The sequence below is a fragment of the Xanthomonas sp. CPBF 426 genome (assembly GCF_903989465.1).
Classification (GTDB): Bacteria; Pseudomonadota; Gammaproteobacteria; order Xanthomonadales; family Xanthomonadaceae; genus Xanthomonas; species Xanthomonas euroxanthea.
Genome location: NZ_LR861805.1, coordinates 1,213,709 through 1,237,195, shown reverse-complemented (window position 1 = coordinate 1,237,195; position 23,487 = coordinate 1,213,709). Strand labels below are relative to the sequence as shown.

The following is a 23,487-nucleotide window of genomic DNA, read 5'->3' as shown; positions in this document are numbered from 1 at the left end:
CGATATCCAAGACGCAATCGGATGCTTTTTAGAATCCGACGATGAGAGCTAAAAGACCCTCTTGCTCAACTCCACGAGTGCGTCACGGAAGGTCTTGCCTTTCCTCTTGGCCTCCTTGAGGACGGTACGCTCTTCCTGACTGATTGGGCAATACCAGACCTTTCCTTTCGGGTCCGAATAGAATGCATAAAGACCAGAGATGTTTGGCTGACCGAAAACCTCGTAGACCTGCTCAGATTGCACAGCAATATGAAGGATTTTAGGAGTCTTATCTGGGTGCCAACCAACCACAGTCTCCTTGGCCCAGGCGGTAGTTCCATCATCCTGATAGTGTTTTACGAAAGACTTCCTCTCAGACTTATTGCACTGAAGAACCATGACTCTCGAAGCACTAGAGTCGATAAGCGTGAGTTTCTTTCTGTAGTCAGCCATTGACTTCCTCGTCCTTGGTGCTAAAAGCTCGGAAACTTCGGAGCTGGAAATGCCATACTGGATACACGTTAGCACCGTAAACGGCTCAGAGGCGCTCGTCGGTGACATTACTGACGAACAACTCGACATGCTGGGCCCTTTGTTCAATGAGTTGGGCGCAGCTTTCGAGTTTGGCCTGATGGGCTCTAAAGAGGTGCTCGGTGGATGCCTCGCATCAATGGCTGGTGATGGTTCCGAGCAAGGCTTTATCCTGCCTCTGACTCAGAAACACTGACGGAAACAAAGAAGCGAGTCTGATTTTACCGGTCACTTCCATGCCAACACCTTGCGCGACTTCATGTCGCCGCGGGCGCGAACATAAGCTTCGCCCTTCTTGAGGGAGGTCAACGACGCCCCTGCCCCCAAGATGCGCTTGACCGAAGCCTCTCGTGCATTTGTTCCAAAGCACACCAGAAGCCCCATCTCCGACAAGAAATCGTCGTCCTCGCCCTCGAAATCGTCCGGCTTCTGCGAGATGAGCATGACGGCCGCACCCTTCGAACGGCCAAGCCGGATGAGGTTCGACAAACCTGGGAGCCTGGCTTCCAGAGCGCGGTGAGCCTCATCGATGACACACATAATGCGGAGCGAGCGATTGCCTTCGGCATCGGTGTCCGAATCTTGCTTAGAGTTGATAAAGCGCTCCAAGGCATCCGTCAACAACGCCACAACAGTCACTCGAACGAGTTCTGGGACACTGGCGGGCAACGAGATGATCCAAGACCGGGAAAAGAACTCCTCTGGCGTCATCTTGGGCTCAAAGAGCGGAAGCCTGCACAGATCCACCAGCATGGAGACTGCGCCATCTTCCTTGACCCCGGCAGACGCGTAGACGTTCTCAAGACACTCTTTCACGTCTTCCAGCGTGCAGGGATGGCGAGTGCGCAACGCCTCCTCCAAGGCATCATTGAGCCTGCGGCGCTGCTGGTCTCCAAGCTTGTTTTGCTTAAGATTGCTCAGGCTGTCTCGCAAGCGCTGTGCGGTATTGACTACTCCATGCTTGCTGTTGTCTGACAGGGCAAACACGTCCAGCGGAATAGTGATGTTCGGCGGCGAAAGAACGACCGCGCCGAAGGCTTTGTCCAACGCGTTGTGCTTGTCCGCCATGTCCCCCTTGAAGTCGAACGCCAACAACGGGACGTTGGTCTGCTCAGCGATAGACCTCAAGACAAAAGCAGCCGTCCGGGTCTTACCACTGCCCACGCCGCCCATGAAAGCGCTATGAGGACTGCCTCCTGGAGCATTGAGCGTCCAAGTAACTTCTTCATTGCTCGAAACGTCGTGGCCGATTTCACCCATGCGCACGGGGACCGGGCCGCGCGATGTCTCTGCCACGACTGGGGAAGTTCCACTACGACGCTTCTCCGTCACCTCTGGCAACGCGCTCTCAGCCAGACGGCGCCAGAACTCGGAATTATCGCCATCGGAAGCATCGAGCTCTTCAGACAGAATCTTCATTCCCCTGGCCCAGTGTCGCTGGACGACGCTTTGCAGATCCTTGATGGTGAGCGAACTGCCAGCATGCTCGATAAGGAGCGACACCCAACTGGCTAGGTCAGCCCCCGTCCCAAACAGTACGTCGCCCTTGATAACCCGGCCCACCTCGCCCTCCACCTTGGAGGGCAGCGCAGGTATGGCCAAAGAGCGGGCTAATGCCAGTCTTGCAGGGATGTTGAAGGACCCAAACCCAAGTCGATCTTTGACTCGCTGAGACAGTTCATCCGTGTCAGCGGTCGAGCGAAAGGCCGTGCCGGCAATCACTTCTAGGGTCAGATAGTCGTTTGTTCCATTGCTCATCTCAGACTCCTTGCCCGTCAAAATAGCCTTCCTCGCACCAGCTACGAGCCACGCCACCCTCTACCTTGTTTCGGATGATGTAGAACTTAGACACCTTGGCGCGTATCGCGGCAAGGAACTGACCGACCACCTCTGTATCCGTAGAGATCAGAATGACCTGCCCTTTGCGGCTGGTGATGTGTTTCAGCACGTTCAGTCGATGGTTCTCGTCCAGACGACCCAACGGGGTGTCCACAACCAAAGGGAAGGTGCGCTCGGACACTTCAGCGATGGCTGAAAAAAGCGCTTGGGTAAAGATTTGCTTTTCGCCGGCCGACAGGTCGTATTGACGTAGATCTCGGCCGTCTGGGGAGGCCAGTTCAACAGCGCCGTCCTCATTGATTGTGACGTCCCGCAAGTAGTCGCTGCGGTGAGCCATGGCACGAATTCCACGGGTCATCGCCTCTGCCACGGCATCGGACTGCAAGGGCCAGGCTTCTTCAACCAGATTCCCCAGCATCTCCGCGACCTTTTCAGCACGACCTGCCAACTGCGCCGGCCGCTCGGATTGGTCCAGATGCCCAGTCAAGCGACCCAGCTCGCGCCGCTTCTGTTCCAAGTCGGCTCCGCGAGACTTGACCATGTTGGTCAGCGAGCCACGCTCTTCGCGCATCAGGCCCACTTTAGTGTTCACTTCGTTTAGCTGGTCGCGCTTTTCTTCGACCTGCGGCGTGGCTCCCTCCGTCGAACGAATGACAGCGGAGACTTCGCGCAGCTTGGCTGAGCTGCTCTCCATGGTCTCAAGCAGCTCGACAATGCTTGCGGAGGAGACCGCCTTTGCATCGCGAAGACGATCCAGGACCCGCTGGAGCATTGGGCCGCGGGCGTGCGCATGCCTAAAAGAATCGGCCACATCGCCTGGGGGCGGAAACCACAACCGCTCCAGAGCCTTTTCCACGGCCTCGCGGACGCCAGCCACTTGGCGCTCAAGAAGCTCGGGCTCCACCGTCGGCAACTGCTCGTTCAAGAACTCGAGGACGCTGGCGGTGCGATCATCCCGTTGAGAGAGCGCAGCTTCCCACTGGTCCAGACGCGCCTCTTGGTCAAGGCGGGCTTCAACCTTTGAGAGCAACATGCCGCCAGCAAGTGCGAGCGGTAGATCTGACTGCGCTGCGGTGACCAGCTGGTCCTGTGCAGAGTTGTAGCGCTTTTCGTAGTCGGCCTGCTCACGGGTGAGCTCCTCTAGCTGGGCTCTGGTGCCTGCCCCGTAGCCAAGCTCTCGCGTCAATGAATCGCGCAACGTTTCGCTGTCGCGGATTTCATTCTCAATGGCCTGCAGCCGCTCTTCGTAACGCGCTAGCTCTTCTTCCATGCTGCCGACAGCCGAATCCAGCTCGGCGATGGCCTCATTACTCACCCCTTTCGGGACCTGGCTGCGCTTGGTGTTTGCATAGGTGCGAAGGTCCTTCTGCAACTGCTTGAGCCAGTTCAAGCCCAGCAGCCCTTCGATGCCCTCTCGCACCTGGGAACCCATGTCTCGTTCGGCATACACGGCGGCTGACTCGCCGTCGAAAAGGAAGAACCCTGCCAACGACGTAGGGATGAAGGTCTTGGACACCCAATCGCGATACCAGCCTTCAATGTCATGCTCTGTTCGACCGGGCCCAATGACCCGCCGACCAATGCCTTGAAAAATCTTTAGCTGCTCGGCTGACTCACCAGCTTTCAGCTTGCCTTGGTCATTGAAATACCAAGTCCTCTCGATCCAAATCGGATCGCCGCCATCATCAATAAACTTCAGCTCAATACGGCAGGAAGAACGGCCATTGGCAAGCGCATTACCGAAAAGGGCGCGCTCCATGAACTCTTTGAATGACTGCGCCCGCCCTTGTTCGTCGCTGGCAACGCCCGCGCGCAGCACCAGTCGCAAGCCATCGCGGCCAAACAAGCCCAATGCCAATGCCTCAAACAGCGAGGTCTTACCAAACCCGTTGCGCCCTCCGATAACAACGACGTTCTTCGTCTTGCCGGGCGTAGGAAACTCGAAGGTAGCCGACTCGAAAGCCTTCCAGTCTCGCAGACTGATTGACTCAAGATGCATTGTCGGCCTCCTCTTCATACGTCTCGCCCAGCACCTCGTCGAAGGCCTCCCAAAGGCCGTGGCGGCGCTGCATGGTGCTCTTATCAACAACCTCTTCAACCAGTCTGCGGAGGTCGTTCACCGGCAAGCCGATCTGACGGCAGTGTTTACGAATCAACTTGTTGCCCGCCTCTTGGGCGAAAAGCGTTACGACGTCACGTGGCATCTAAATCTTCCCCTGTGTCCTTACTTGGAACCTGCAACGGCCCGTGCTTCATCTACGGACCTGGTAGCAAACGTGCTGGCGTCTTCGGCCCAAATCTCTCGAATTCGGATGACCTCAGACTCCTCAATGATCTTGCTCTTGGTTTCCCGCTCGAGTGCCAGAACCCGATCTAGAACCTCGCGACGCGTTTCCAACGTGAAAGGGCCTGGAATGAAGACGCCGTCGTTGGTGATGGTCAGCTTGCCATTTCTGCGGCGAGCGAGACGGCGCTCTGGGTCATTCCGGATCCCGGCCAGCCAATCTCGGAAATCGACCAGAGGAGTGAATTCGCCATAGCCCGCCTCAACGAACCCCATCAAGCTCTTGTCCTTGTCCACCACTGTGCATGTCCAGCAGCCAAACCGAGAGTTCGAGGTTCCACAGCCTGGCGCGTCATCCTGGGACAACACAGTCGGGCACTCGGCCGCGCCCGCGTCCATGTAGAGCTGGATCAGCGCGCTGTGCGACCCTCCCCATGGCGGGGGCGTGAAGGCTAAATATTCCCAAACCTCGTCTGTAGACAACTCAACGATGGGGCGGAAGACCATGCAGTTGAGAAGATCGTTGTGCCGGTTGAGCCGTTCGCCATTGTCGTAGCGAGCAACCGTTGCAGCGCGCGTGGAGCTCTCCGAGCGCCGGACGCCCAGAAGAAGGATCACCTGCCCTGCCATGTCCGCTTGCGAACGGATGTATTGGCTCGTCGGCTGGATTTTCATCCGGTCCGTGCACCAGCGAAATGACCTGTTCGGCGGCGGATAACCTCTGCCAATCAGGTTCACCCAGAAGGTGGAATCCGTTTCTGGGCGTGTGGTCACCACTCGAACCGGCATCCGCCAAGCATTGGCGGCGTGGTCGATTTCAGACTGGACCGTGGCAACGTGGGTGACGACCAGCGGGCTTTCCACGAGGGTGTCATTGGACACGATATGAACCTCTCGCGTCCGCTCGTGCGGAGCAAGAGACATTAGGACATCGAAGACCAGGTGCGTAACGAGGGTGCTGTCTTTGCCACCGGAAAAGCCGATGACCCAGGGGTGTTGATGATCGGCCAGGTATTCCTCTCGGATGTCCTGCTGAATGCGCTGAATTTTCTTCCCCAGCGCGGGGTCCATCTGGGGGCGGGGACGTGCAATGCTCATCATCAGATTGTCTCATAGGCTTGATGCAGCCAAGCCGGGCGGGGCCGCAAAAAAGGCCCCACCATCGTGAAAGGCTTTGTATCGATTGGGCCTCGGTGACCGCGCTGCGGCCAGCTCAAGGCACACCAAGCTAATCCGAAGTGAGATGGCTCTTGACGAGGTCTAGCACTGCTTGTTGCCGCTCCTCGGGCAGCCGAGCAACCAAGAGGATGACTTCGGCCAGGACATCAGATCCGGCGTGGAAGTAGGCCTCCGGAACCCCCAAGACATCGCTCAAGGCAGCCAGGGTCTCGTGGTCGGGCTCTCGGTCTCCTCGCTCGTAACGGGAGAGACGTGACGAGGCAGCTTTCTCGTTCATCCCCAGCATCGCTCCTAGTTCGACTTGCGACAGGCCCGCCACGCGCCGGGCCGCGCGCAAGCGACGACCAAAGACAGAACTTGTGGGCAGGGATGCGGGCATGGAGATCTAACTGATAGCTGACCCCCAAGTCTGCACCGAGTAGCATCCTAGCGCACTTATCTGCCAATATGGCAGATAGAACTGCACCCACCCGAGGCCATATGGAACTTTCAAGACAAGGAGCGTTCGCTGCGCTCCTGGCAATGATGTTGGTTGCTCCTATCTCCGCCCACGCCCAGGACGGCTCTGCCCCCAAGCCCGGCTTCTTCCGCCAGCTCGGAAAGAGCTTGGCCGACTCGGGCAAGCAGATGGTCGGCATCAATCCGAACTCGGGCAGCAAAGCCGGCAGCCAGGGAACTGGCTCGATTTACGCGCCCATCAGTGGCGCCGGAAAACTGCCCAACCTCTTCAAGGGCGACAACCACCAGGCTGCCCAGGCGGGGCGCCTGGACTGGCCCCGAGTCGCGTTGACCTTTACCGAGTGGGGTGCATCCCTGCCCTGCTGGACCGCGGAAGCCCGCATCTGGACCAGTCCAACCGCCTCCAGCGTCGAAACCTTCCGCACCTGTTTCGATGCTGCAGTGGTGGAAACCGACGACCTGGGCGAAACGGCGGAGCTCAACAGCGCAGCCCTGTGGAAAGGCCGGGACTCGCTCAGCGGCATCCGCGTGCCGCCCAGCAAGCCCAACACCGGCGCTCAGCGGTCCACTGGCCCCAACCCGCCTGCACAGCCGTTCGTGGTCAACGTGACCCGCCCTGGCGTCGCTGACCGGGCTGTGGACATGTCGCTGCGCATCGCTTGGGTGGCCGGCTTTATTCAGACCGCGGACCTGCACCCGGGCCCCTCCGGAATGCTGACCCCGTTCAAGGACAGCCGGATGTGGATCGCAGGGTTCAAGCCCGACGGCAACCGCGACAAGTAACCCTGCCCTCCCCCCACTCCCTCTCGCTATCAAAGGACAGACATGAAACACGCAAGGATTGGCCTGATCGCTCTGACTATGGCCTTGGGCCTCACTGCCTGTAGTGGCAAGCCCTCGTCTGACAACGCCAAGGAAGCGTTCGTCAGGCTGCTTCAACAGAGTGGCGCTGGCCAGGTCGCCGACGTCCAGAACTTCGAACTTACCGGCTGCGTTGAAGCCGAAGGAGCCGAGGGCTACCGCTGCGACACGAGTGGCAAGGTGGCGATCGACATCGGAGGCCGGCAGGTGCCGATTCCCGTGAGCAAAAACCTGCGCTACGCCAAGAGCGACGGCACGTGGAGGGCCTACGCCAAATGAAGACCCAACCCGATTCGATGGCAGGAACGCCCGCTGGCACCGTGGGTGGGCTTGGTGGGGACGGCGCATTGCGCGCCGCTCCCAAGAAAGTCCTGACGCCGCACACGCGCTTCTTCCGGTGGTTTTCGCTCAGCCTGCTCTTCCTGGGCCCGTTCGGCTTCATCGTCGGGCCGTTGATGGCTCGGAGGGGACTGCGGAAGGCGGAGCGGCTCTACCCGCAGGAGGCCTACGCGGCTCGGCGGCGCGACCAAGGGTTTACCGCTGCACAGTGGTGGGTCATGACCCCATTAACGGTCATGGGGGCTTTCTGGGTCAGCTCGATGCTCAGCGGACTCCCCATGGTGCTGCTTGTGCTGTGGCTTCAACTGACGCGCTAGACCCAAGCACTCACTGGGGAAGCGAAGGGTGCCCTACGACGGCGCCCAAAGCGCTGCAGCAAAGCCTCATCGACGAAGCCGTTGGCGTGACGAAAGTGCCGTAGACCTGAGAGAGGCCTGGGCCCATTACTTCCCTGGCGGCTTGGTGGTGAAGTAGGCTTCAAGTAAGCGATTCATGGGAGCCAACTCATCCAAGGTATGCGGGTCTTTAAGATATAGATGATGTCTTTAAGGGCCAGCTGACTGCTGTGATAATCAGGCCCATCCATCCTCGGGCGGACGCTTTACTTATGGAGTCAGGGAGCGTGATAACACTCGCTTACTTTACCTTGCCACCGCTATCTGGCTGAAAGCGCTTTTCCAAAAAATAACATCATTAGAAAGACATTGGCTTGGGGCTTTCCCCGAACAGAAGCCCACTTTTTAAAAGCAGCTTCCGCCAAACTGACTTGAGCTAACGCATGTAATCTGTCAAATATTCTATTTATGTCGTAATCAGCAGCATGCCGCTCTTCTTGAAGAGTGACAAAATGACGCGCCACGTCAGCCAGTTCAGGCAGGACTGCTGTTGATATCAACGCTGAATATGGCCTGCCTAAGTTAGGCTGAGAAATACCCTTGGCCGCATTTTTCATGTCGCCATGAGTGAGTGCCCTTTGGATATGTCGTCCTATCCCCGCGGGCTGGGCGGGGCTTACAAGGCTTGCGGCCTCTGACGACAAAAGATGAAATAGGGCGTAGTAGGCAGTTGAAATCGCTCGCCTAAGGCTAGCCTGTTGCGGCCTTCTCTTTTCTTTCGTCGCCAAATGCCTTGCTTGACGCAGGAGGTCTTGAGGGAGCGCCATTAACGCTTTTTACCCATCCCACTGACTAACTCGACATAAGGCCAGCGGGAAACGCCCTGGCTCAGCGCAACCTTCTGCACCTCGTCAGCGAAGCTTCTCAACTCCTTAAATCTCTTTGAACTAGAAGCTACGGACTTTTCGTTCACCTTCAGTTTGACAAACAACGAAGAATCCCCGCTCGAGTCATCTCCAACCTTGATGTCGTAAGACAACACAGTATTAGGGATCCTCATTGCCTTTATAAGGCTATCGAGGACTTTGCGGTCTTCGGATTCGGAGTGGATAATAAGGTCGGCCATGAAGAACAATTACCACAGATTGATAAATCTTGCAACAGCAGTGACGTGTGAGACCTTTGATGTGATAGCCGAACCCATCACAAAGACCAATGCCGCTAGAAGGCAGAGCGCCTCCGTGATTGATTTTTGCAGCAATCCAGAACGCTAGATTAGTAGCGCCTTCTCGCCGGCGTCCTCTTCTACCGTTTTTTGCGAGCTGACCTGAATGTAAGCAAAGTGCCCGACCGGCGGACCGAACTTAGCAAGCGTCTCCGCTTTATCGGACAAGCTAGTGCGATCGATGTAGAAGTTCTACAAGACCGTCTGCCCAGTCCCGTCCCAGTGAGGGGTTCTTCGCGGAAGCCGACACTCCCGCTTCGCCGAGCCCGGCAACCCAGCCCCGTTGAGTTGGGTAGGCCTGGAAACAGCCGCTTTACCTGAGATTCCTCCAAGTAGGGAAGGAGCTCGGCCTCGATGACCGCCTAGACGCTACTTCCTCTTGGTGCCGTAAGGCAACTGATTGAAAGGCTTCGGGGATACCCCCCTGTTTACGGGCATGAGTGGTGATTGATCTTGGAGTCCGTCCCATCTTCAACCAATGATGCGGATTAATGATGCGGATTCGGGTATCACCACCTCCGCGCCCCTCCCGCGGATTCGGGTATCACCACCTCCGCGCCCCTCCCGCGGCCAACGGGGAGCCGATCACTGAGGCTAGCAACGGGCATGAACAACCCGCTACAATGGCAGACCACAAAGCAGGACACCCTCCTGGTTTGCGTGGCTGTAGGAGAGTCAGGAAGTTGGATCGGGATCAGTACCTCCCCCTCTCTCCGCCAGTTTCATGATCCTGTAACGCGCTTGCATGGATCCAGGGCCGCGCCAGTGGCCCACGTCTTATGGTGGCCCCGTCGGTCCCTCGCGACGCTAGATCGAAAATCCCGCCAGGGCCGGAAGGCAGCAACGGTATCGATTGATGCGGGCGCCGAGGTCAACCGGCGGGGACACCACCCCAACTCCCTGGATTCCCCGCAGCGCTTGAGTTGCGAGCGTCTACTGCGCCTGCGATTCCGGATGCAGCCAGCCCGCGTCGCCTTCAAGATAATGCTCGTGCTTCCAGATCGGCACGCGCGCCTTGACCTCGTCGATGATGAAGCGGCAGGCATCGAATGCGGCGCCGCGATGCGCCGCGCTGACTCCGACCCACACCGCCATGTCGCCGATGCGCAGCTCGCCCACGCGGTGCACGCAGTAGGCATTGACGATGGCAAACCGGTGCATCGCCTCGTCGAGCACGCGCTGGCCTTCGGCCTGGGCAAGTGCGGCATAGGCTTCGTAGCGCAGCCCGGCCACGCTGCGGCCTTCATTGTGATTGCGTACCCAGCCTTCGAAACTGGCAAACGCGCCGGCGTGCGGGTGCTCCAGCGCGGCGCGCAAGCTGTCGACCGGCAATGGCACATCGGACAGCGCGAAGAGGGCGGTTGTCTGCTGGCTCATGCTCAACCTCCCGACACTGGCGGAATAAACACGATTTCACTGCCATCGCGCACGCCATCCTCCCAGCGCGCGAATGCGCCATCCACCGCCACGCGCAGCTGCGCCGGCGTCCAGCGCAGGCCGTGACGCGTCTCGAGTTCGGCATACAGCGCGCGCAGGTCCTGCGCCGCTGATTGCACCTGCTCGCTGGCAATGCCCGCCGCCTCACGCAGGCTGGCGAAATACAGCACCGTCACCGTGGCGCTCATTGTCTTGCTCCGATATCGCGCTTGCCGCCGCGCTTGGACACCAACTTGGTCGGGCCGATGCTCATGCTGTGCGACAACGCCTTGCACATGTCATAGACCGTCAAGGCTGCCACGCTGGCACCGGTGAGCGCTTCCATTTCCACGCCGGTGCGATGCACGCAACGCACCGTGCAATGGATGTCCAGCACCTGCTCGCCCGCCCAGTCGATCTCGAAGCGGCACGCATCGATCGGCAATGGATGGCAGAACGGAATCAACTCGTGGGTGCGCTTGACCGCCATGGTGCCGGCGATCACCGCCGTTTCCACGATGCCGCCCTTGGCGCTGCGCAAGCCATTGGCGCGCAGCTGCGCGGCGACAGCGGCCGGAAAACGCACCCGGCTCTGGGCGGTGGCGCTGCGCGCGGTGACCGCCTTGTCCGAGACATCCACCATCGTGGGCAGTCCGGAAGCGTCCAGGTGGGTCAGGCGTGCGGAACGGGAGTTTGCGGGCATGGGAAACGACACGATGACAGGCGCTCAGGATGCGGCATTCTCGGTGAACGCGGCGCCTCGATGGAACCGCATTCCCTACCCGCCGATCAAAAACATTTCGACCGGCTTGCCGCGCCGTGGCGTCGATGCACGCACTTCGCTGTAGCGATCGCCACGCACGCTCCAGCGCGCACGCAGATGCTCGGACAGTCCATGCTCGCCCTCGGCCAGGGCCGGCTTGAGGTCATGGCCCTGGCTGGCGAACAGGCAGGTGTACAACTGCCCGTCGGCCGACACGCGTGCGCGCTGGCAATCGCCGCAGAACGGCACGCTGACCGAACTGACAAAACCCACCTCGCCCGCGCCATCGGCAAATGCATGCCGCTGCGCCACTTCGCCGGTGTAATTGGCATCCAGCGGCACCAGCGGCCAACGCGCGTGGATACGCGCGTGCAGTTGCGCAGAGGTCACCACCGCATCGGCCGTCCAGCCATTGCAGCTGCCCACATCCATGAACTCGATGAAGCGCAGCACGTGGCCGCTGCCACGGAAGTGCTCCACCAGGGGCAGCACCTGATCTTCGTTGATGCCGCGCTGCACCACGCAGTTGATCTTCAGGCGCTGAAAGCCGGCCTGCTCGGCGGCGGCGATGCCGGCCAGCACCTGCGCAATCTCGCCGCGGTTGCCACTCATGCGCCTGAACAGCTCCGGCTCCAGGGCGTCCATGCTCACGGTGATGCGGCGCAACCCGGCCTGGCGCAGCGCCACCGCCTGCCGCGCGAGCAAGGTGCCATTGGTGGTGAGCGCCAGATCCTCGATGCCCTCGATGGTGGTCAGGCGCGCAATCAGGCTGGGCAGATCGCGACGCAACAGCGGCTCGCCGCCGGTCAGGCGCACCTTGGTGACCCCGACCGCGACGAAGGCACGCACCAGCGTTTCCAGCTGGTCAAAACTCAGGCGCTGCTGCGCATCGAAGCCGTAATCGTCGGGCACGCGGTCGGCCGGCATGCAGTAGCCGCAACGGAAGTTGCACGCCTCGATGACCGACAGGCGCAGATCGCGCAGTGGCCTGCCGTAGCGGTCCTGCATCGGCGCGGCGGTCAGGTTCGGCAACAGCAAGGCCGCCATCAGGGCACCATGGCGGCAGTCGGCTCCGCCAGCGGCAGATGTTGGCCGGGCACGGCCACGCGATGGCCGCGTGCGCGCAGCACGTCGCCGTCGGCGTCGCTGGCGTAGTGGTACAGCAGCATGCGGCTCAACAGGTCCTGCGGGTATTCCCGCTCCAAATCGTCCACCCCAGTATGCGACGGGTTGCCGTGAACGCCGCAGTCATGCGCGATGAGCTCGCTGTCATCGGCGTAGCGGGCCAGGATCTCCGGGATCGGCCGGGTGTCGCCGCTCCAGACCAGGGCCCCTTTCAGCCGCAGCCCGTAGGCGGTCTCCGGCCAATGGTGGCGCGCCGGGAACACCTCCAGCCGCACCCCGTCGTGCCAGAACGCCTCGCCGACCGGTACCAGCTGGAACGCGTCCCAGAAGTTCGCACCGCCCTCGGCCAGCACGTTCGGGTAGTCGGCGATCCGCCGCTGCAGCAACGGCACCACCGGCGCCGGCACGTACAGGCGTGTGCGCCCGCGGCGTCCGGAGAAATAGCTGTCCACGAACAGCCGTTCCAGCCCGCTCACGTGGTCCAGATGCACGTGAGTGATGAACACCGCCTGCGGCAGCTGACCATAATGGGCCTGATAAGCGGTGAGCCCTTCGCTGCCGCAGTCGATGGTCAGCCACGGCGCGCCGGCGCGCTCGATGGTGGCCATCGGCGAACCAAGCGCGACCGCCGACGCATTGCCGACCCCCTGCACACGCAACGCCCAGTTCATCAGTAGCCCCGGCCCCAGGCCAGTTCGTAAGCGCGATGCAGGCGCTCGTAATCCTTGTCGACCTCTTCGCGGCTGCGGCTGCCGCGCAACTTCAGCAGCGAGCGGTGCAGGCGCTTGAGATTGCGTTCGCGCCAGCGCGTGGCCGGAATCCGCAACACACCACGGTCGAAATCGATCAGCCAGCCATGCCCGCCGGCATCGAACAGGATGTTGTGCGCGTTGAGGTCGGCATGATCCAGGCCGGCACGATGAAAGCGCGCAATCAGCCGCCCGGTCTCTTCCCACGGCGCACCGCGCCCGGCCACCTGCGCGTGATCAGCAAGCGAACGTACGTTCTCCAGGCGTTCCATCAACAAGGCAGCGCGATAGCTCAGCCCTTCGCGCAGGTAGCAGGCCGCCAACGGACGCGGCACCGGCAACTTGCGCTGGACCAGTTCGCGCATCAGCCGGAATTCGGCAAAGCTGCGCGTGCGTCCCGCTCCCTTCCACAGATAGTGATCGCGACTCACGCGCGCGGCCATGCCGCCGCGCAGGTACTGCCGCAACACGCTACGACCGAACGGCGCATCCACGAACCAGGCCCCACCCCGCCCGCCTTCGTCGACCGGCCGTGCCCTGTCACCCCAGCGTTGCGGCGAAAACAGCCCGGCATCGGCTTGCCGCAGCCGTTCGCGGTCGAACAGAATGGCGCCATAGCCGCGGCCTTCGCGGTACGGCGTCAGCGCTTCAGTGGCGTCGAAAGCAACCATCCATCGAGTCTAACAACACCATGGCTTCTACGCCCGCTTCGTTATGCCTGCTGCGCCTGTCCGCCCTGGGTGACGTCACCCATGTGGTGCCGCTGGTGCGCACCTTGCAGGCGGGATTTCCGGCAAGCCAGCTGCATTGGATCATCGACAAGGCCGGGTTGAAATTGCTCGACGGCCTGCCCGGCGTGCAGTTCCACGCCTACGACAAGCGCACCGGCGTGGCCGGCATGCGCGCGCTACGCCAGTCGCTGGCGCCATTGGGCCGCTTCGATGCGCTGCTGCAGATGCAGGTGGCCTTCCGCGCCAACGTGCTGTCGGCCTTCGTGCCGGCGCAACGACGGATCGGCTATGACCGCAGCCGTTCCAAGGACCTGCACGGCCTGTTCGTCAACGAGCGCATCGCCGACCGCCCCGGCATCCACGTGCTCGACGCCATCGGCAGCTTCGCCCAGCCGCTCGGCCTGACCCAGCGCCAGGTGCGCTGGGATCTGCCGGTTCCCGACGAGGCCCATCACTGGGCACGCGCACAATGGGACGACGACGGCCGCCCGGTGCTGATGATTTCGCCGTGCTCCAGCCACGCACGCCGCAACTGGTATCCCGACCGGCATGCCGCGCTGGCCGACCATGCAGCAGCCCAGGGCTGGCGGGTCGTGCTGTGCGGTGGCCGCAGTGAGCTGGAACGCAGCACCGCCGATGCCATCGTCGCGGCCACGCGCGCGCCGGTGCTGGACCTGGTCGGCAAGGACACGCTCAAGCAACTCCCCGCCCTGCTCGCCCGCGCCGATCTGGTGGTCACCCCCGATTCCGGGCCGATGCACATCGCAAACGCGATGGGCACCAAGGTGCTGGGCCTGCATGCGGCCAGCAATCCACTGCGCAGCGGCCCGTATTCGGACGTGCGCTATTGCGTGGACCGGTACGACGCGGCCGCCCGCAAGTACCTGGGCAAGCCGGCCGACCAGCTGAAATGGGGCACCAAGATCGAGTTCGACGAGGTAATGGCCCTGATCACCGTGGACGATGCGATCGCCGCATTCGAGCGTTATCGTGGTGATCATCCGCGCTGAAGACCGGCGGCGGACCGTCGCTGTAACGGCTAGCCAATCGGTGCCGGACGGTCCGCGCTGCGGCCCGTTTGCCCGGAACAGCCGGGAAACAACGGCGAAACCCCGACCCGGCACGCGCGCGGCAGCCAACCACTGCGGTACCCGATGACGTACACCTGGCGACACGCCAGGGTGTACCTCTCGCGGACCGGCCGCCGTCATGCCTCCGGTCACGCAGGCCTGCGATCAGCGGCCATCAGGCACCGGTGGCGCGATAGTCCTGGTACGACTTCTCTTCCACGTACGACGAACCCAGCGCCAGGTTGATCTCTTTCTTGATGCGCGCGCGCTCGTCGTTTTCGATATAGACGCTGCGCGCCAGCTGTACGAAGCCGTCGTCGAAGCTCTGCGCCTGCTCCTTGAGCCGGATGTCGTCCTCGATCACCCATAGCCGCTCGTTGACGGCCTTGAGCGCGGCGCGCAGGCGCACGATGTCGTGGCCGGCGGCCGGATGCGCCATCCAGCTGGTCTCCAGCGCGGACAGCTCGCTGCGCACATTGGCCAGCTTGGCGGGGTCGCGCATGCGCTCGGACTTGATCTGCAGGATCGCGATCTTGTCGAGCAGTTCGCCAAAGGACACGGGTACCAGGATCTCGGACATGACAGGCCTCCAACGGATATCGGGCGATTGTAGCCAGCGCAGCAACGGGCGGCGGCGACACATAAACAAAAGCCCCCTTGCGGGGGCTGATGCGAATCTGGCGGAGAGGGGGGGATTCACTCGGCACTGCGTGCCTTCGCCCTGCGGGCGGCTTCGCCGTGCAGACAGCGATGCTGTCTGTCGAACCCGGGGCTTCTCACCCCCCAATGACGCCGGCGAAACGCACGCGGCACTGGCACAACTGCTCGCCTCAATCTGGCGGAGAGGGGGGGATTCGAACCCCCGAGGCGCTATAAACGCCTGCCTGATTTCGAGTCAGGTACATTCAACCGCTCTGCCACCTCTCCAGATGGTCCCCAGTGTCCCGGGGCCGTGCATCATACGGGCACGGGCGCCAGGCCACAAGCGGCCCGGGCCGGCATCGCCGGCACGATCGCGGCTCCGGGCGTGAACCCGGCCTGCGGCATCGGCGATCGGCGTGTTGCTGCTGGCCGGCCGCCCCGCGATGATGGTCACGCACCTCCTCTCTTTGGCGACCCGCCCCCATGCTCGAATTCGGACACCTTACCCATGTCGGCCTGCGCCGTGACCTCAATGAGGACACGTACTACGGCGACAGCGAATTGGGGCTGTGGCTGGTGGCCGACGGCATGGGCGGGCACGCCTGCGGCGAAGTGGCCAGCGCGCTGGCGCGCGAAACCATCGTGCGCGAGGTGCGCGCCGGCACCCCGCTGGCGCAGGCGGTACGCATCGCCGACGAAGAGATCATCAAGACCTCGCGCCGCTGCAACGACACCTTGCCGATGGGCACCACGGTCGTCGCTGCGCGCGTACTCGGCCAGCGCTTCGAAGTGGCCTGGGTCGGCGACAGCCGTGCGTACCTGTGGCGCGACGGGCGGCTGGCGCAACTGAGCCAGGACCATAGCTATGTGCAGGAACTCATCGCCCAGGGCACCCTGACCAGCGAGCAGGCGCGTGCACATCCGCATCGCAACGTGGTGACCCAGGCGCTGGGCGTCACCGATCCGGTCCACCTCAATGTCGCCACCATGCAGGGCGAACTCAAATCCGGCATGCAGCTGCTGCTGTGCAGCGACGGCCTCACCGAAGAAGTGGACGACGCCGCGATCGCCACAACCCTGTCGCAGGCCGATTGCAGCGCCCAGGAGTGTGTCGAGTGCCTGGTCGCCGCCGCGCTCGATGGCGGCGGCTCGGACAACATCACCGCGATATTGGTGCGCAGCTACTAAACGCGGCCAACGAAGCGTAGCGAGCACCCGGCTGGCGGTGAGCGCAAGGGTGTTGTTGGCCGCATTTTGGTTGGAGGCAAACAAACGCCTGGTCGGTCGAGGGCGCGACGTCCTCACCGCCTGCGGGCCACGCCGTGGATCTAATCCTAAAAACTCCCTGGCGGCATTCATGCCGCCAAGGGTCCCGGGACCGCCGAGAGCACTGCACCAGAGCATGAGTGGGCTGCCTAGTCGAATACCCTGCACACCGACCATCTCGACAGGTCCTTGCCTGCCCACCGTCGCGGGACCTTACGCGGCATGGATGCCGCGTAAGAGCCTCCATGGATGGATTCACGGCGTGTCCCGCGATGGTGGGCGGGCAAGGGCCCCTCGGCAAAGCCGCAGATCACCGGCCTGCAGCGAAGAGCAACATCATCCCGCTCCGCACTAGACCAGAGAGACATCAGCTTCGTTGGCAGAGCCAGGCACGGACATCAAACCCGCGCGGTAGCCATTCCGGGCGCGTATTTCGCGGCCTCGCCGGGCACCAACTGCGCACTGCACTCCCACCACATCGCCCGTCGCGCGACAGCAGGACACCAGTTGCCGAAAGCCGCACTACCCGGCAGCAGCCACCTCTTCGACCGGCGCATCCCACAACGCGCGCCCAGCCTTCTTGCGCAGATACGCCAGGCGCGCCTCGTGCGCCTGCGACTCCGAGGCGGTTACCACCACCCGTGCGCGCGGCAACAGCAGCGCCGGATCGAAGGTGATCATGCCCTCGCCGTGCTCGCTGCGCTGGCCGGTATCGGCACTGGCAAAGCCGATTTCTTCCTGGCCCGAGGTCAGTGCGATATACACATCGGCCAGGATCTGCGCATCGAGCAAGGCGCCATGCAACTGGCGATGCGAGTTGTCCACGCCCAGGCGCTTGCACAAGGCATCCAGCGAGTTGCGCTGCCCCGGATAGCGCTCGCGCGCCATCATCAAGGTATCCACCACAGTGGTGCGATCGACGATACGGCCGTAGTTGTCGCCCAGCAGCGACAGCTCGTTGTCCAGGAATCCCAGATCGAACGCGGCGTTGTGGATGATCAGCTCCGCGCCGTCGATGTAGGCCAGGAACTCCTCGACCACATCGGCAAACAGCGGCTTGTCGGCCAGGAACTCCAGGGTCAATCCGGTCACTTCCTGCGCACCGGGTTCGAAGTCGCAATCGGGCTTCAGGTAGCGATGGAAATTGTTGCCGCTCGGGCGTCGCTCCAGCAGCTCCACCGCACCGATTTCGACGACGCGGTTGCCCTTGCGCCACTCCAGGCCGGTGGTTTCGGTATCGAGAATGATCTGACGCATGAATCCTCTTGCTTACGCGGTTGCGCTGCCACCGCGCTGGGCGATGGCCTGATTGCGGGCGAGCACGTCGACGCGCTCGTTGTCCGGGTCGCCATTGTGGCCTTTCACCCAACGCCAATCGATGCGGTGACGTTGCGTGGCCGCATGCAGCCGCTCCCACAGTTCACGGTTCTTGACCGGGTCGCCGCCGGCCGTCTTCCAGCCGCGGCGCACCCAGCCGGCCATCCACTCGGTAATGCCCTGGCGCACGTATTGCGAGTCGGTATGCAGCACGATCTGGCACGGCTCGGTGAGCGTCTCCAGCGCCATGATCGCCGCCATCAATTCCATGCGGTTGTTGGTGGAGGTAGCTTCGCCGCCGGACAGTTCCTTCTCGCGGCCGTTGTAACGCAACAAGGCCGCCCAACCGCCCGGCCCGGGATTGCCGAGGCAGGAGCCGTCGGTATGCACTTCAATGGATTTCATCAGGTTCTGGTGTTTGGAAAGTGGTCGGTAGTCAGATCGTGGCCACGGGCTGCGGCCAGCGCGAGGGCATCGCGATCGGGGTCGGCCCGATCGACGCTGCGGCGCGCTTTTCCACTTCGAGCAGATACACCGCGCGCCAGGGTGCGCCATCGATGTCGGCCGCGCCACGCCCGGTGCGCCAGATCGGTCCCAGATAGCGCTCGGTCTGCACGCATTGCAAGCCCGCACGCTGCGCCAGCAACCGCCAGCGATCCGGCCGCAGCGCCACCGGACCACGCCGCGCCCAGCGAAAGCGGTACGGGCTCAGCGGATTGAGCGCGAACAGCCATAGCCGCCCGCCCGGCATCAGCAACCGCTCGCATTCGGCCAGGAAGTCCGCCGCGCCGCCCACCACCGCATGCTGCACCACGATGGCCTGCAGGCTTTCGGTCGGCAACGGAAACGGCATGGCGCAACATGCGTCGCCGACAAAGCGGCCAGCGCTGCGAGACAGCCGCAGCCCGCGTCCCTGCAGGACCTCGCGCGGCGGCAACTCGGTAGTCGGCGTCAGCCACAGCCAGGGCTGCGACGGGCGCGTCTGCAGCGCTGCAAGCGCCAATCGGCGCTCCAGCTGGAGCAGGCTGCGCCCTGCACCTGTTTCAAACCAGGATGAGACGCCAGCTTGACGGGAGAATGGCGTGACAGGCATGGTCCCAATTCTATGCGACTGACCGCCCTGCCCGCATTCGACGACAACTACATCTGGGCGCTGGTCGCCACCGATGGCCGCGCGGTCATCGTCGATCCCGGCCAGGCCGAGCCGGTGTTCGCCGCCGCAGAGCGCGAAGGCTTCCGTCCCAGCGCGGTCCTGTTGACCCACCATCATGCCGACCATATCGGCGGCGTGGCAGCGCTGCAGCAGCGTTGGCCGGACCTTGCGCTGTACGGCCCGGCCGACGAACGCATTCCCGCAGACGCCCACCGCGTGGGCCAGGGCGAGCGCTTGAGCCTGCTTGGCACCCATTTCGATGTGCTGGACGTGCCGGGCCATACCCGCAGCCACATCGCCTTCGTCACCGACCGCCATCTGTTCAGCGGTGATACCCTGTTCAGCCTAGGCTGTGGGCGGATGTTCGAAGGTACCGCTCCTCAGATGTTCGACGCGTTACAGCGCCTGGCCTCCCTGCCCGGCGAAACGCTTGTGTGTTGCGGCCACGAATACACGTTGGCCAACGCGACCTTTGCGCTGCACGTCGATCCCACCAACGCTGCCTTGCAGCGCCGTCAACAGGAAGCCCAGGCCATGCGTCAAGCAGCCCGTCCTACCCTGCCGATTTCGCTCAAGAGTGAACTGGCCACCAATCCTTTCCTACGCACCAACAGTCCTGAAATCCGTGCCGCAGTAGCATCGCGTGCAGCCGGCGCACTTTCCTCTGAAGTTGACGTTTTCGCCGAACTTCGGCGCTGGAAAGACGAATTTCGCGCATGAGGCGCCTGCTTCTGGCAGTGCTGGCCGCATCGGCGGTCACAGCACCTGCAGCCGCATCGTCCAACGACGCAAGCCGCCTCACCCCCGCACAGAGCTCGATCACCCAGACCGTCGCACCCGAGGTGCGCAATGGCAGGGAAATTTTTTCCTCGTTTCTGGACGGCCGCGCCGACCCTGGCTGCGACAGCGCGCATAGCGATACGCGCTGGGAACAACACTTCTCGCGTGCACCGGCCCGTCTGGCCGACGACGCGCAGGACGTGTTGCCGCTGTTCGGCTACGTGGTCGATGAACTGCGCGAAGCAGACATGCCGACCGAATTTGCGCTGATTCCATTCGTCGAAAGCGGTTATCGCCCGGGAGCGCGCAACGGCAGCGGCCCCGCCGGCCTCTGGCAGTTCATCGCCACCACTGCCCGCAACCACCATGTCCCGGTCGGCGCGCAGTACGACGGTCGCCTCTCGGCAGTGGATTCCACCACGGCGGCGGTGCGCTATCTCAAGACGCTGTATGGCATGTTCGGTGGCGATTGGCGCCTGGCCCTGATGGCCTACAACGCCGGCGAGTATCGCGTGCTGCAGGCCATGCGCAGTGCCGGCATGAACGCGCAGAATGCCCGCCCGTCCGAGTTGCCCGGCATGTCCAAGGTCACCTATGAATATGTGGAAAAGCTGCACGCACTCGCCTGTGTGCTCGACCATGCACAGCAGCAAGGCAATCTGCTGAGCTCGCTCGACCGTCCGGTGCCGGTACTCACCGAACACGCGTTGCCGGCCGGCACCAGCCTCAACGCCTTTGCGGGACAACGTGCCATCGAGCCGCAACTGCTGGCCCGCCTGAATCCGGCGCTGGCCAGCGCGCGCGCCGCACCGCGCGGCGTGCACGTGCTCGCCCCGATCGCACCCGCACAGCCGGGCGCGACAGGCACTGTGGTCGCATCCGCCGAAACGGATAGCCTTGCCGACCAGAGCGCTGACGCTCCCACGGTCGTTGCCACCGCAGCGACGAAGGCATCCAGGCCGCAAGCGCGCACCACGCATACGGTGCGCAATGGCGAATCCGCCTGGGCCATCGCGCGTCGCTACGGCGTCACCGTCACCACCTTGCTCACCAGCAATGGCCTGGACAAGCGCGCCGTGCTGAAGCCCGGCATGGTGTTGTCGTTCGACGACGCACGCTGACGCGAGCGGCCTGCCTCCCGCGGTCCCGACTGGCCAGTACGCACGTCCGGCAGACATGCAGCCAACCGGTAACGCTGCGCAGAACCTGAGCTCGGTTGCCACCATGCCCCCGCCGCCCCGCTCCATGCGACCCCGGGCGCGCAGTCACGCCGGCAGCCGGATGACGCCCCCCCCCCGCATGGAAAGCGGGCAGCGACCTGCGGCATCGGCCAAAGAAAAAGCCCGGTCACCCGGGCTCTTTCTCCACCAGTCCAAGAGCAGCTGTTACAGCTGCGCCTCTTCGATCTGGATCTTGTAGCGCTTGCGCATTTCCTTGACGTAGGCCTGCGCCGCGTTGTTGCCGTCGATCTGGCTCAGCTGCTCGCGCAGCATGGTCTGCTGCTCGGCCGGCATCTGCTTCAGATCGCCCGGAGTCGCCTTGCTGATGACGAAGACCGCAAAGCGCCCGCCATCCAGTTCCACCTTGCCCACCGACGGCTTGCCTTCGCTCGGACGCGGCGCGCTGAAGATTGCGCGGTTTGCCGCCGGCGTCGGAATCGGCGCAGTGCGCGGCAAGCCCGGGATCGGCTGCACCTGCAACTTTTCGCTCGCGGCCAGCGCCTGCAGGGTCTCGCCTTTCTGCACCCGTGCCAGCAAGGCATCGGCAGCCGCCGCGGCCGCCTTTTTGGTGCGGTCCGCATGGACCGCCGCGATCACCTTGTCGCGCACCTTGTCCAGCGGCAAGGCCGCCTCGGCGGTGTGGTTGGTCACGCGCAACACCACGCTGTGGTTTGGCGCGATGGTGATCGGATCACTCACCGTGCCGTCCTGTACCAGTGTCTCGGAAAATGCCGCGCGCAGCACCGCCGGGTTGGCAGCGATACCACTGGCATCGGCGCGCGAGAACGGGCCCAGCGTCTGCACCGGCAGACCGACCTGCTTGGCTGCAGGCTCCAGCGCGGTGGGATTCTTGTAGACCTGATCCACCAGCTTGCCGCTCACATCCGCAAACGCCTTGTCGGCATCGGCCTTGAGCTGCTCGGCGGCGAGCTGGTCGCGCACCTGCTCGAACGACTTGCCCTGGCCGCCCTTGACCTCGCGCAGCTGGATCACGTGGTAGCCGAACTCGCTCTTGATCGGGCCGACCACCTCGCCAGCCTTCATCGCGAACAAGGCATCTTCGAACGGCTTGACCATCGTGCCCTTCTCGACCCATCCCAGGTCGCCACCGGCACCCTTGGAACCGGGGTCCTGCGAATTGGCCTTGGCCAACGCGGCGAAATCGGCACCCGGCTGCTTGGCTTGTGCGGCCAACTTGGCCGCCTTTTCCTCAGCGGCCTTCTGCGCGGCGGGATCGCTGCCGGCGCTGATCAGGATGTGCGATGCCAGACGCTGATCCGGCTCCACAAAGCGTGCCTTCTCTTCGTCGTAGCGCTTGCGCAGCGTCGCCTCGTCGGCGGCAGTTGCCGGCGGCAACTTGGCGGCATCGAGCTCGACATACTCGATCGTCACCGTCTCCGGCTGACGGAAATCCTGGGCATGCCCGTCGTACCACTGCTTGATCTGCGCATCACTGACCGGGGCGGTATCGGTGGCCGGCGGCGGCAGCATCGCCAGTTGCACGTCACGCGTTTCGCCCATGAGCTTGAGCAGGCGCTCGAACTCGGCCTTGGTCGCAAAGCCCGACTCGGCAATCGCCTGCGGAATCACCGACTGCTGCAAGCTGTCGCGCACCAGTGCGTCGAACTGCGCCGGCGTGCGCGGCGGCGTGCCTTGCGCAAGGGCCGCGCGGTACTGGTCGGGGCTGAACTTGCCATCGACCTGGAACGCCTGAATGCCGGCGATGTAATCGCGTACCGTCGCATCGCCGATCACGATGCCGGCATCTTCGGCGCCCAGACGCACGACTTGCTCGTCGACCAGCTGGTCGAGCACCTGCAACTTGTTCTCGCGGGATTCGAACGTGCGCGGATCGAATTTCTCGCCCTGGCGCTGCCGCTCCTGCATGCGCGCCTGCTCGAAGCGTGCGCGGAAATCCTGCGTACTGATTTCATGGTGCTGCCACAGCAGCGACACCGGCCACCAGGACGGTGCCGATTTCCACCATGTCGGTGGTGCCTGTACCTTGGCCACGTTATTGGCGCCAATGCCGCCGAGGTAGCTGTTGTCGATGACGAACAGGAACGGAATCATCAGCAACCCCAGGATGGCGGTAGCGATCCAGCCTGACGTCTTGTCGCGAAGTTTCTGCAGCATTGGCAAATCACGGCCTGTGGGCGAGCCGCGCAGTGTAACGCGCCTGACGCCGGGCACCCAGCCCAATCCCGCACTGCACCGGGTTCGG

General features: G+C 62.9%; 27 protein-coding genes, 1 tRNA gene and 1 other RNA gene. 9 read left to right on the top strand and 20 right to left on the bottom strand.

Features of this window, described 5'->3' with window-relative positions:
- Positions 1 to 48 precede the first annotated feature (48 nt).
- Positions 49 to 432, bottom strand: coding sequence for a hypothetical protein (locus H7A87_RS05335; RefSeq protein WP_119129756.1), 384 nt, complete (start codon positions 430 to 432; stop codon positions 49 to 51).
- A 49-nt stretch (positions 433 to 481) separates the two neighbouring features.
- On the opposite strand from H7A87_RS05335, the gene H7A87_RS05330 reads away from it, so the two are divergent.
- Positions 482 to 706 carry a hypothetical protein gene (locus H7A87_RS05330; protein WP_075287338.1) on the top strand — a complete coding sequence of 75 codons (225 nt, stop codon included), beginning with the start codon at positions 482 to 484 and terminating at the stop codon, positions 704 to 706.
- Positions 707 to 738: 32 nt separating this feature from the next.
- Here the strand turns inward: H7A87_RS05330 and H7A87_RS05325 are convergent, their stop codons facing one another.
- The 5 genes from H7A87_RS05325 to H7A87_RS05305 form a co-directional block, all read right to left on the bottom strand.
- Entirely contained in the window at positions 739 to 2,268 is a 1,530-nt protein-coding gene (locus H7A87_RS05325) for a DndE family protein (RefSeq protein WP_075287337.1), read from the bottom strand.
- A gap of 1 nt (position 2,269) precedes the next feature.
- On the bottom strand, positions 2,270 to 4,348 hold the full coding sequence (gene dndD, locus H7A87_RS05320; protein WP_075287336.1) for a DNA sulfur modification protein DndD: 2,079 nt from the start codon (positions 4,346 to 4,348) through the stop codon (positions 2,270 to 2,272).
- Positions 4,338 to 4,553 carry a DNA modification system-associated small protein gene (locus tag H7A87_RS05315; protein WP_017154970.1) on the bottom strand — a complete coding sequence of 72 codons (216 nt, stop codon included), beginning with the start codon at positions 4,551 to 4,553 and terminating at the stop codon, positions 4,338 to 4,340. Before H7A87_RS05315 ends, dndD begins: the two co-directional genes overlap by 11 nt.
- Positions 4,554 to 4,573: 20 nt before the next feature.
- Positions 4,574 to 5,731 (bottom strand): DNA phosphorothioation system sulfurtransferase DndC, encoded by a 1,158-nt coding sequence (dndC, locus tag H7A87_RS05310; protein ID WP_223646397.1) that lies wholly within the window; start codon positions 5,729 to 5,731, stop codon positions 4,574 to 4,576.
- Positions 5,732 to 5,861: 130 nt separating this feature from the next.
- Positions 5,862 to 6,131, bottom strand: a complete 270-nt coding sequence (locus tag H7A87_RS05305; RefSeq protein ID WP_232087966.1) for a helix-turn-helix transcriptional regulator — start codon at positions 6,129 to 6,131, stop codon at positions 5,862 to 5,864.
- 161 nt (positions 6,132 to 6,292) lie between these two features.
- On the opposite strand from H7A87_RS05305, the gene H7A87_RS05300 reads away from it, so the two are divergent.
- From H7A87_RS05300 to H7A87_RS05290, 3 genes are read left to right on the top strand one after another with little or no spacing between them, the layout of a single operon-like run.
- Positions 6,293 to 7,054: a hypothetical protein gene (locus H7A87_RS05300; protein WP_180496893.1), complete on the top strand. Its 762-nt coding sequence runs from the start codon at positions 6,293 to 6,295 to the stop codon at positions 7,052 to 7,054.
- 42 nt (positions 7,055 to 7,096) lie between these two features.
- Positions 7,097 to 7,411, top strand: a complete 315-nt coding sequence (locus tag H7A87_RS05295) for a hypothetical protein (RefSeq protein ID WP_119129754.1) — start codon at positions 7,097 to 7,099, stop codon at positions 7,409 to 7,411.
- On the top strand, positions 7,408 to 7,788 hold the full coding sequence (locus H7A87_RS05290) for a hypothetical protein (protein WP_180496892.1): 381 nt from the start codon (positions 7,408 to 7,410) through the stop codon (positions 7,786 to 7,788). Before H7A87_RS05295 ends, H7A87_RS05290 begins: the two co-directional genes overlap by 4 nt.
- A gap of 338 nt (positions 7,789 to 8,126) precedes the next feature.
- On the opposite strand, the gene H7A87_RS05285 is transcribed toward H7A87_RS05290, so the two are convergent.
- Positions 8,127 to 8,423, bottom strand: a complete 297-nt coding sequence (locus tag H7A87_RS05285; protein ID WP_147421125.1) for a hypothetical protein — start codon at positions 8,421 to 8,423, stop codon at positions 8,127 to 8,129.
- Between the two features lie 209 nt (positions 8,424 to 8,632).
- Positions 8,633 to 8,932 carry a hypothetical protein gene (locus tag H7A87_RS05280; RefSeq protein ID WP_147421124.1) on the bottom strand — a complete coding sequence of 100 codons (300 nt, stop codon included), beginning with the start codon at positions 8,930 to 8,932 and terminating at the stop codon, positions 8,633 to 8,635.
- Between the two features lie 887 nt (positions 8,933 to 9,819).
- Between H7A87_RS05280 and ffs the strand changes: the two genes are divergently transcribed.
- An RNA gene (gene ffs, locus H7A87_RS05275) (signal recognition particle sRNA small type) lies at positions 9,820 to 9,916 on the top strand.
- Between the two features lie 48 nt (positions 9,917 to 9,964).
- Here ffs and H7A87_RS05270 read toward each other — a convergent pair.
- From H7A87_RS05270 to H7A87_RS05245, 6 genes are all read right to left on the bottom strand, one after another.
- Positions 9,965 to 10,414 (bottom strand): molybdenum cofactor biosynthesis protein MoaE, encoded by a 450-nt coding sequence (locus H7A87_RS05270; protein ID WP_164740268.1) that lies wholly within the window; start codon positions 10,412 to 10,414, stop codon positions 9,965 to 9,967.
- Positions 10,411 to 10,656, bottom strand: a complete 246-nt coding sequence (locus tag H7A87_RS05265) for a MoaD/ThiS family protein (RefSeq protein ID WP_104582320.1) — start codon at positions 10,654 to 10,656, stop codon at positions 10,411 to 10,413. Before H7A87_RS05265 ends, H7A87_RS05270 begins: the two co-directional genes overlap by 4 nt.
- A complete protein-coding gene (gene moaC, locus H7A87_RS05260) occupies positions 10,653 to 11,150 on the bottom strand; it encodes a cyclic pyranopterin monophosphate synthase MoaC (RefSeq protein WP_104649532.1) in 498 nt (165 codons plus the stop codon). Before moaC ends, H7A87_RS05265 begins: the two co-directional genes overlap by 4 nt.
- 75 nt (positions 11,151 to 11,225) lie before the next feature.
- Positions 11,226 to 12,257 (bottom strand): GTP 3',8-cyclase MoaA, encoded by a 1,032-nt coding sequence (gene moaA / locus H7A87_RS05255; protein WP_119129751.1) that lies wholly within the window; start codon positions 12,255 to 12,257, stop codon positions 11,226 to 11,228.
- Positions 12,257 to 13,006: an MBL fold metallo-hydrolase gene (locus H7A87_RS05250; protein ID WP_119129750.1), complete on the bottom strand. Its 750-nt coding sequence runs from the start codon at positions 13,004 to 13,006 to the stop codon at positions 12,257 to 12,259. The genes moaA and H7A87_RS05250 overlap by 1 nt, the downstream gene beginning before the upstream one ends.
- A complete protein-coding gene (locus H7A87_RS05245; RefSeq protein ID WP_104582316.1) occupies positions 13,006 to 13,755 on the bottom strand; it encodes a 3-deoxy-D-manno-octulosonic acid kinase in 750 nt (249 codons plus the stop codon). Before H7A87_RS05245 ends, H7A87_RS05250 begins: the two co-directional genes overlap by 1 nt.
- 20 nt (positions 13,756 to 13,775) lie before the next feature.
- On the opposite strand from H7A87_RS05245, the gene H7A87_RS05240 reads away from it, so the two are divergent.
- Entirely contained in the window at positions 13,776 to 14,825 is a 1,050-nt protein-coding gene (locus H7A87_RS05240; protein WP_104649529.1) for a glycosyltransferase family 9 protein, read from the top strand.
- Positions 14,826 to 15,060: 235 nt separating this feature from the next.
- On the opposite strand, the gene H7A87_RS05235 is transcribed toward H7A87_RS05240, so the two are convergent.
- Both H7A87_RS05235 and H7A87_RS05230 read right to left on the bottom strand, forming a co-directional pair.
- Positions 15,061 to 15,465, bottom strand: a complete 405-nt coding sequence (locus tag H7A87_RS05235; RefSeq protein WP_104582314.1) for a DUF6165 family protein — start codon at positions 15,463 to 15,465, stop codon at positions 15,061 to 15,063.
- Between the two features lie 256 nt (positions 15,466 to 15,721).
- Positions 15,722 to 15,812 (bottom strand) — tRNA-Ser (locus H7A87_RS05230).
- Between the two features lie 198 nt (positions 15,813 to 16,010).
- Here H7A87_RS05230 and H7A87_RS05225 point away from each other — a divergent pair.
- Entirely contained in the window at positions 16,011 to 16,715 is a 705-nt protein-coding gene (locus tag H7A87_RS05225) for a PP2C family serine/threonine-protein phosphatase (RefSeq protein ID WP_104649527.1), read from the top strand.
- A gap of 600 nt (positions 16,716 to 17,315) precedes the next feature.
- On the opposite strand, the gene dnaQ is transcribed toward H7A87_RS05225, so the two are convergent.
- The 3 genes from dnaQ to H7A87_RS05210 are packed head-to-tail and all read right to left on the bottom strand — an operon-like array spanning position 17,316 to position 19,203.
- Positions 17,316 to 18,050 (bottom strand): DNA polymerase III subunit epsilon, encoded by a 735-nt coding sequence (gene dnaQ / locus H7A87_RS05220; protein ID WP_104649526.1) that lies wholly within the window; start codon positions 18,048 to 18,050, stop codon positions 17,316 to 17,318.
- Between the two features lie 12 nt (positions 18,051 to 18,062).
- A complete protein-coding gene (gene rnhA / locus H7A87_RS05215; protein ID WP_104649525.1) occupies positions 18,063 to 18,515 on the bottom strand; it encodes a ribonuclease HI in 453 nt (150 codons plus the stop codon).
- A gap of 31 nt (positions 18,516 to 18,546) precedes the next feature.
- Positions 18,547 to 19,203: a hypothetical protein gene (locus H7A87_RS05210; protein ID WP_104582311.1), complete on the bottom strand. Its 657-nt coding sequence runs from the start codon at positions 19,201 to 19,203 to the stop codon at positions 18,547 to 18,549.
- A 12-nt stretch (positions 19,204 to 19,215) separates the two neighbouring features.
- On the opposite strand from H7A87_RS05210, the gene gloB reads away from it, so the two are divergent.
- Together gloB and H7A87_RS05200 are read left to right on the top strand one after the other, a co-directional pair.
- The gene (gene gloB / locus H7A87_RS05205) at positions 19,216 to 19,983 is read left to right on the top strand and encodes a hydroxyacylglutathione hydrolase (protein WP_119129718.1); all 768 of its coding nucleotides are present in this window, start codon (positions 19,216 to 19,218) and stop codon (positions 19,981 to 19,983) included.
- Positions 19,980 to 21,164 (top strand): lytic transglycosylase domain-containing protein, encoded by a 1,185-nt coding sequence (locus tag H7A87_RS05200; RefSeq protein ID WP_119129717.1) that lies wholly within the window; start codon positions 19,980 to 19,982, stop codon positions 21,162 to 21,164. Before gloB ends, H7A87_RS05200 begins: the two co-directional genes overlap by 4 nt.
- A 264-nt stretch (positions 21,165 to 21,428) precedes the next feature.
- On the opposite strand, the gene H7A87_RS05195 is transcribed toward H7A87_RS05200, so the two are convergent.
- On the bottom strand, positions 21,429 to 23,399 hold the full coding sequence (locus H7A87_RS05195; RefSeq protein WP_119129716.1) for a peptidyl-prolyl cis-trans isomerase: 1,971 nt from the start codon (positions 23,397 to 23,399) through the stop codon (positions 21,429 to 21,431).
- Between the last annotated feature and the right edge of the window lie 88 nt (positions 23,400 to 23,487).

Coding starts and splice junctions, on each gene's coding strand:
- gloB (WP_119129718.1), top strand. CDS start 19,216: ATGCGACTGACCGCCCTGCCCGCATTCGACGACAACTACATCTGGGCG.
- H7A87_RS05325 (WP_075287337.1), bottom strand. CDS start 2,268: ATGAGCAATGGAACAAACGACTATCTGACCCTAGAAGTGATTGCCGGC.
- H7A87_RS05225 (WP_104649527.1), top strand. CDS start 16,011: ATGCTCGAATTCGGACACCTTACCCATGTCGGCCTGCGCCGTGACCTC.
- H7A87_RS05245 (WP_104582316.1), bottom strand. CDS start 13,755: ATGGTTGCTTTCGACGCCACTGAAGCGCTGACGCCGTACCGCGAAGGC.
- H7A87_RS05295 (WP_119129754.1), top strand. CDS start 7,097: ATGAAACACGCAAGGATTGGCCTGATCGCTCTGACTATGGCCTTGGGC.
- H7A87_RS05285 (WP_147421125.1), bottom strand. CDS start 8,423: ATGAAAAATGCGGCCAAGGGTATTTCTCAGCCTAACTTAGGCAGGCCA.
- H7A87_RS05265 (WP_104582320.1), bottom strand. CDS start 10,656: ATGAGCGCCACGGTGACGGTGCTGTATTTCGCCAGCCTGCGTGAGGCG.
- H7A87_RS05235 (WP_104582314.1), bottom strand. CDS start 15,465: ATGTCCGAGATCCTGGTACCCGTGTCCTTTGGCGAACTGCTCGACAAG.
- moaA (WP_119129751.1), bottom strand. CDS start 12,257: ATGGCGGCCTTGCTGTTGCCGAACCTGACCGCCGCGCCGATGCAGGAC.
- H7A87_RS05195 (WP_119129716.1), bottom strand. CDS start 23,399: ATGCTGCAGAAACTTCGCGACAAGACGTCAGGCTGGATCGCTACCGCC.
- H7A87_RS05330 (WP_075287338.1), top strand. CDS start 482: ATGCCATACTGGATACACGTTAGCACCGTAAACGGCTCAGAGGCGCTC.
- H7A87_RS05210 (WP_104582311.1), bottom strand. CDS start 19,203: ATGCCTGTCACGCCATTCTCCCGTCAAGCTGGCGTCTCATCCTGGTTT.
- H7A87_RS05290 (WP_180496892.1), top strand. CDS start 7,408: ATGAAGACCCAACCCGATTCGATGGCAGGAACGCCCGCTGGCACCGTG.
- H7A87_RS05335 (WP_119129756.1), bottom strand. CDS start 432: ATGGCTGACTACAGAAAGAAACTCACGCTTATCGACTCTAGTGCTTCG.
- H7A87_RS05280 (WP_147421124.1), bottom strand. CDS start 8,932: ATGGCCGACCTTATTATCCACTCCGAATCCGAAGACCGCAAAGTCCTC.
- H7A87_RS05250 (WP_119129750.1), bottom strand. CDS start 13,006: ATGAACTGGGCGTTGCGTGTGCAGGGGGTCGGCAATGCGTCGGCGGTC.
- dnaQ (WP_104649526.1), bottom strand. CDS start 18,050: ATGCGTCAGATCATTCTCGATACCGAAACCACCGGCCTGGAGTGGCGC.
- H7A87_RS05240 (WP_104649529.1), top strand. CDS start 13,776: ATGGCTTCTACGCCCGCTTCGTTATGCCTGCTGCGCCTGTCCGCCCTG.
- rnhA (WP_104649525.1), bottom strand. CDS start 18,515: ATGAAATCCATTGAAGTGCATACCGACGGCTCCTGCCTCGGCAATCCC.
- H7A87_RS05300 (WP_180496893.1), top strand. CDS start 6,293: ATGGAACTTTCAAGACAAGGAGCGTTCGCTGCGCTCCTGGCAATGATG.
- dndC (WP_223646397.1), bottom strand. CDS start 5,731: ATGAGCATTGCACGTCCCCGCCCCCAGATGGACCCCGCGCTGGGGAAG.
- H7A87_RS05200 (WP_119129717.1), top strand. CDS start 19,980: ATGAGGCGCCTGCTTCTGGCAGTGCTGGCCGCATCGGCGGTCACAGCA.
- dndD (WP_075287336.1), bottom strand. CDS start 4,348: ATGCATCTTGAGTCAATCAGTCTGCGAGACTGGAAGGCTTTCGAGTCG.
- H7A87_RS05315 (WP_017154970.1), bottom strand. CDS start 4,553: ATGCCACGTGACGTCGTAACGCTTTTCGCCCAAGAGGCGGGCAACAAG.
- moaC (WP_104649532.1), bottom strand. CDS start 11,150: ATGCCCGCAAACTCCCGTTCCGCACGCCTGACCCACCTGGACGCTTCC.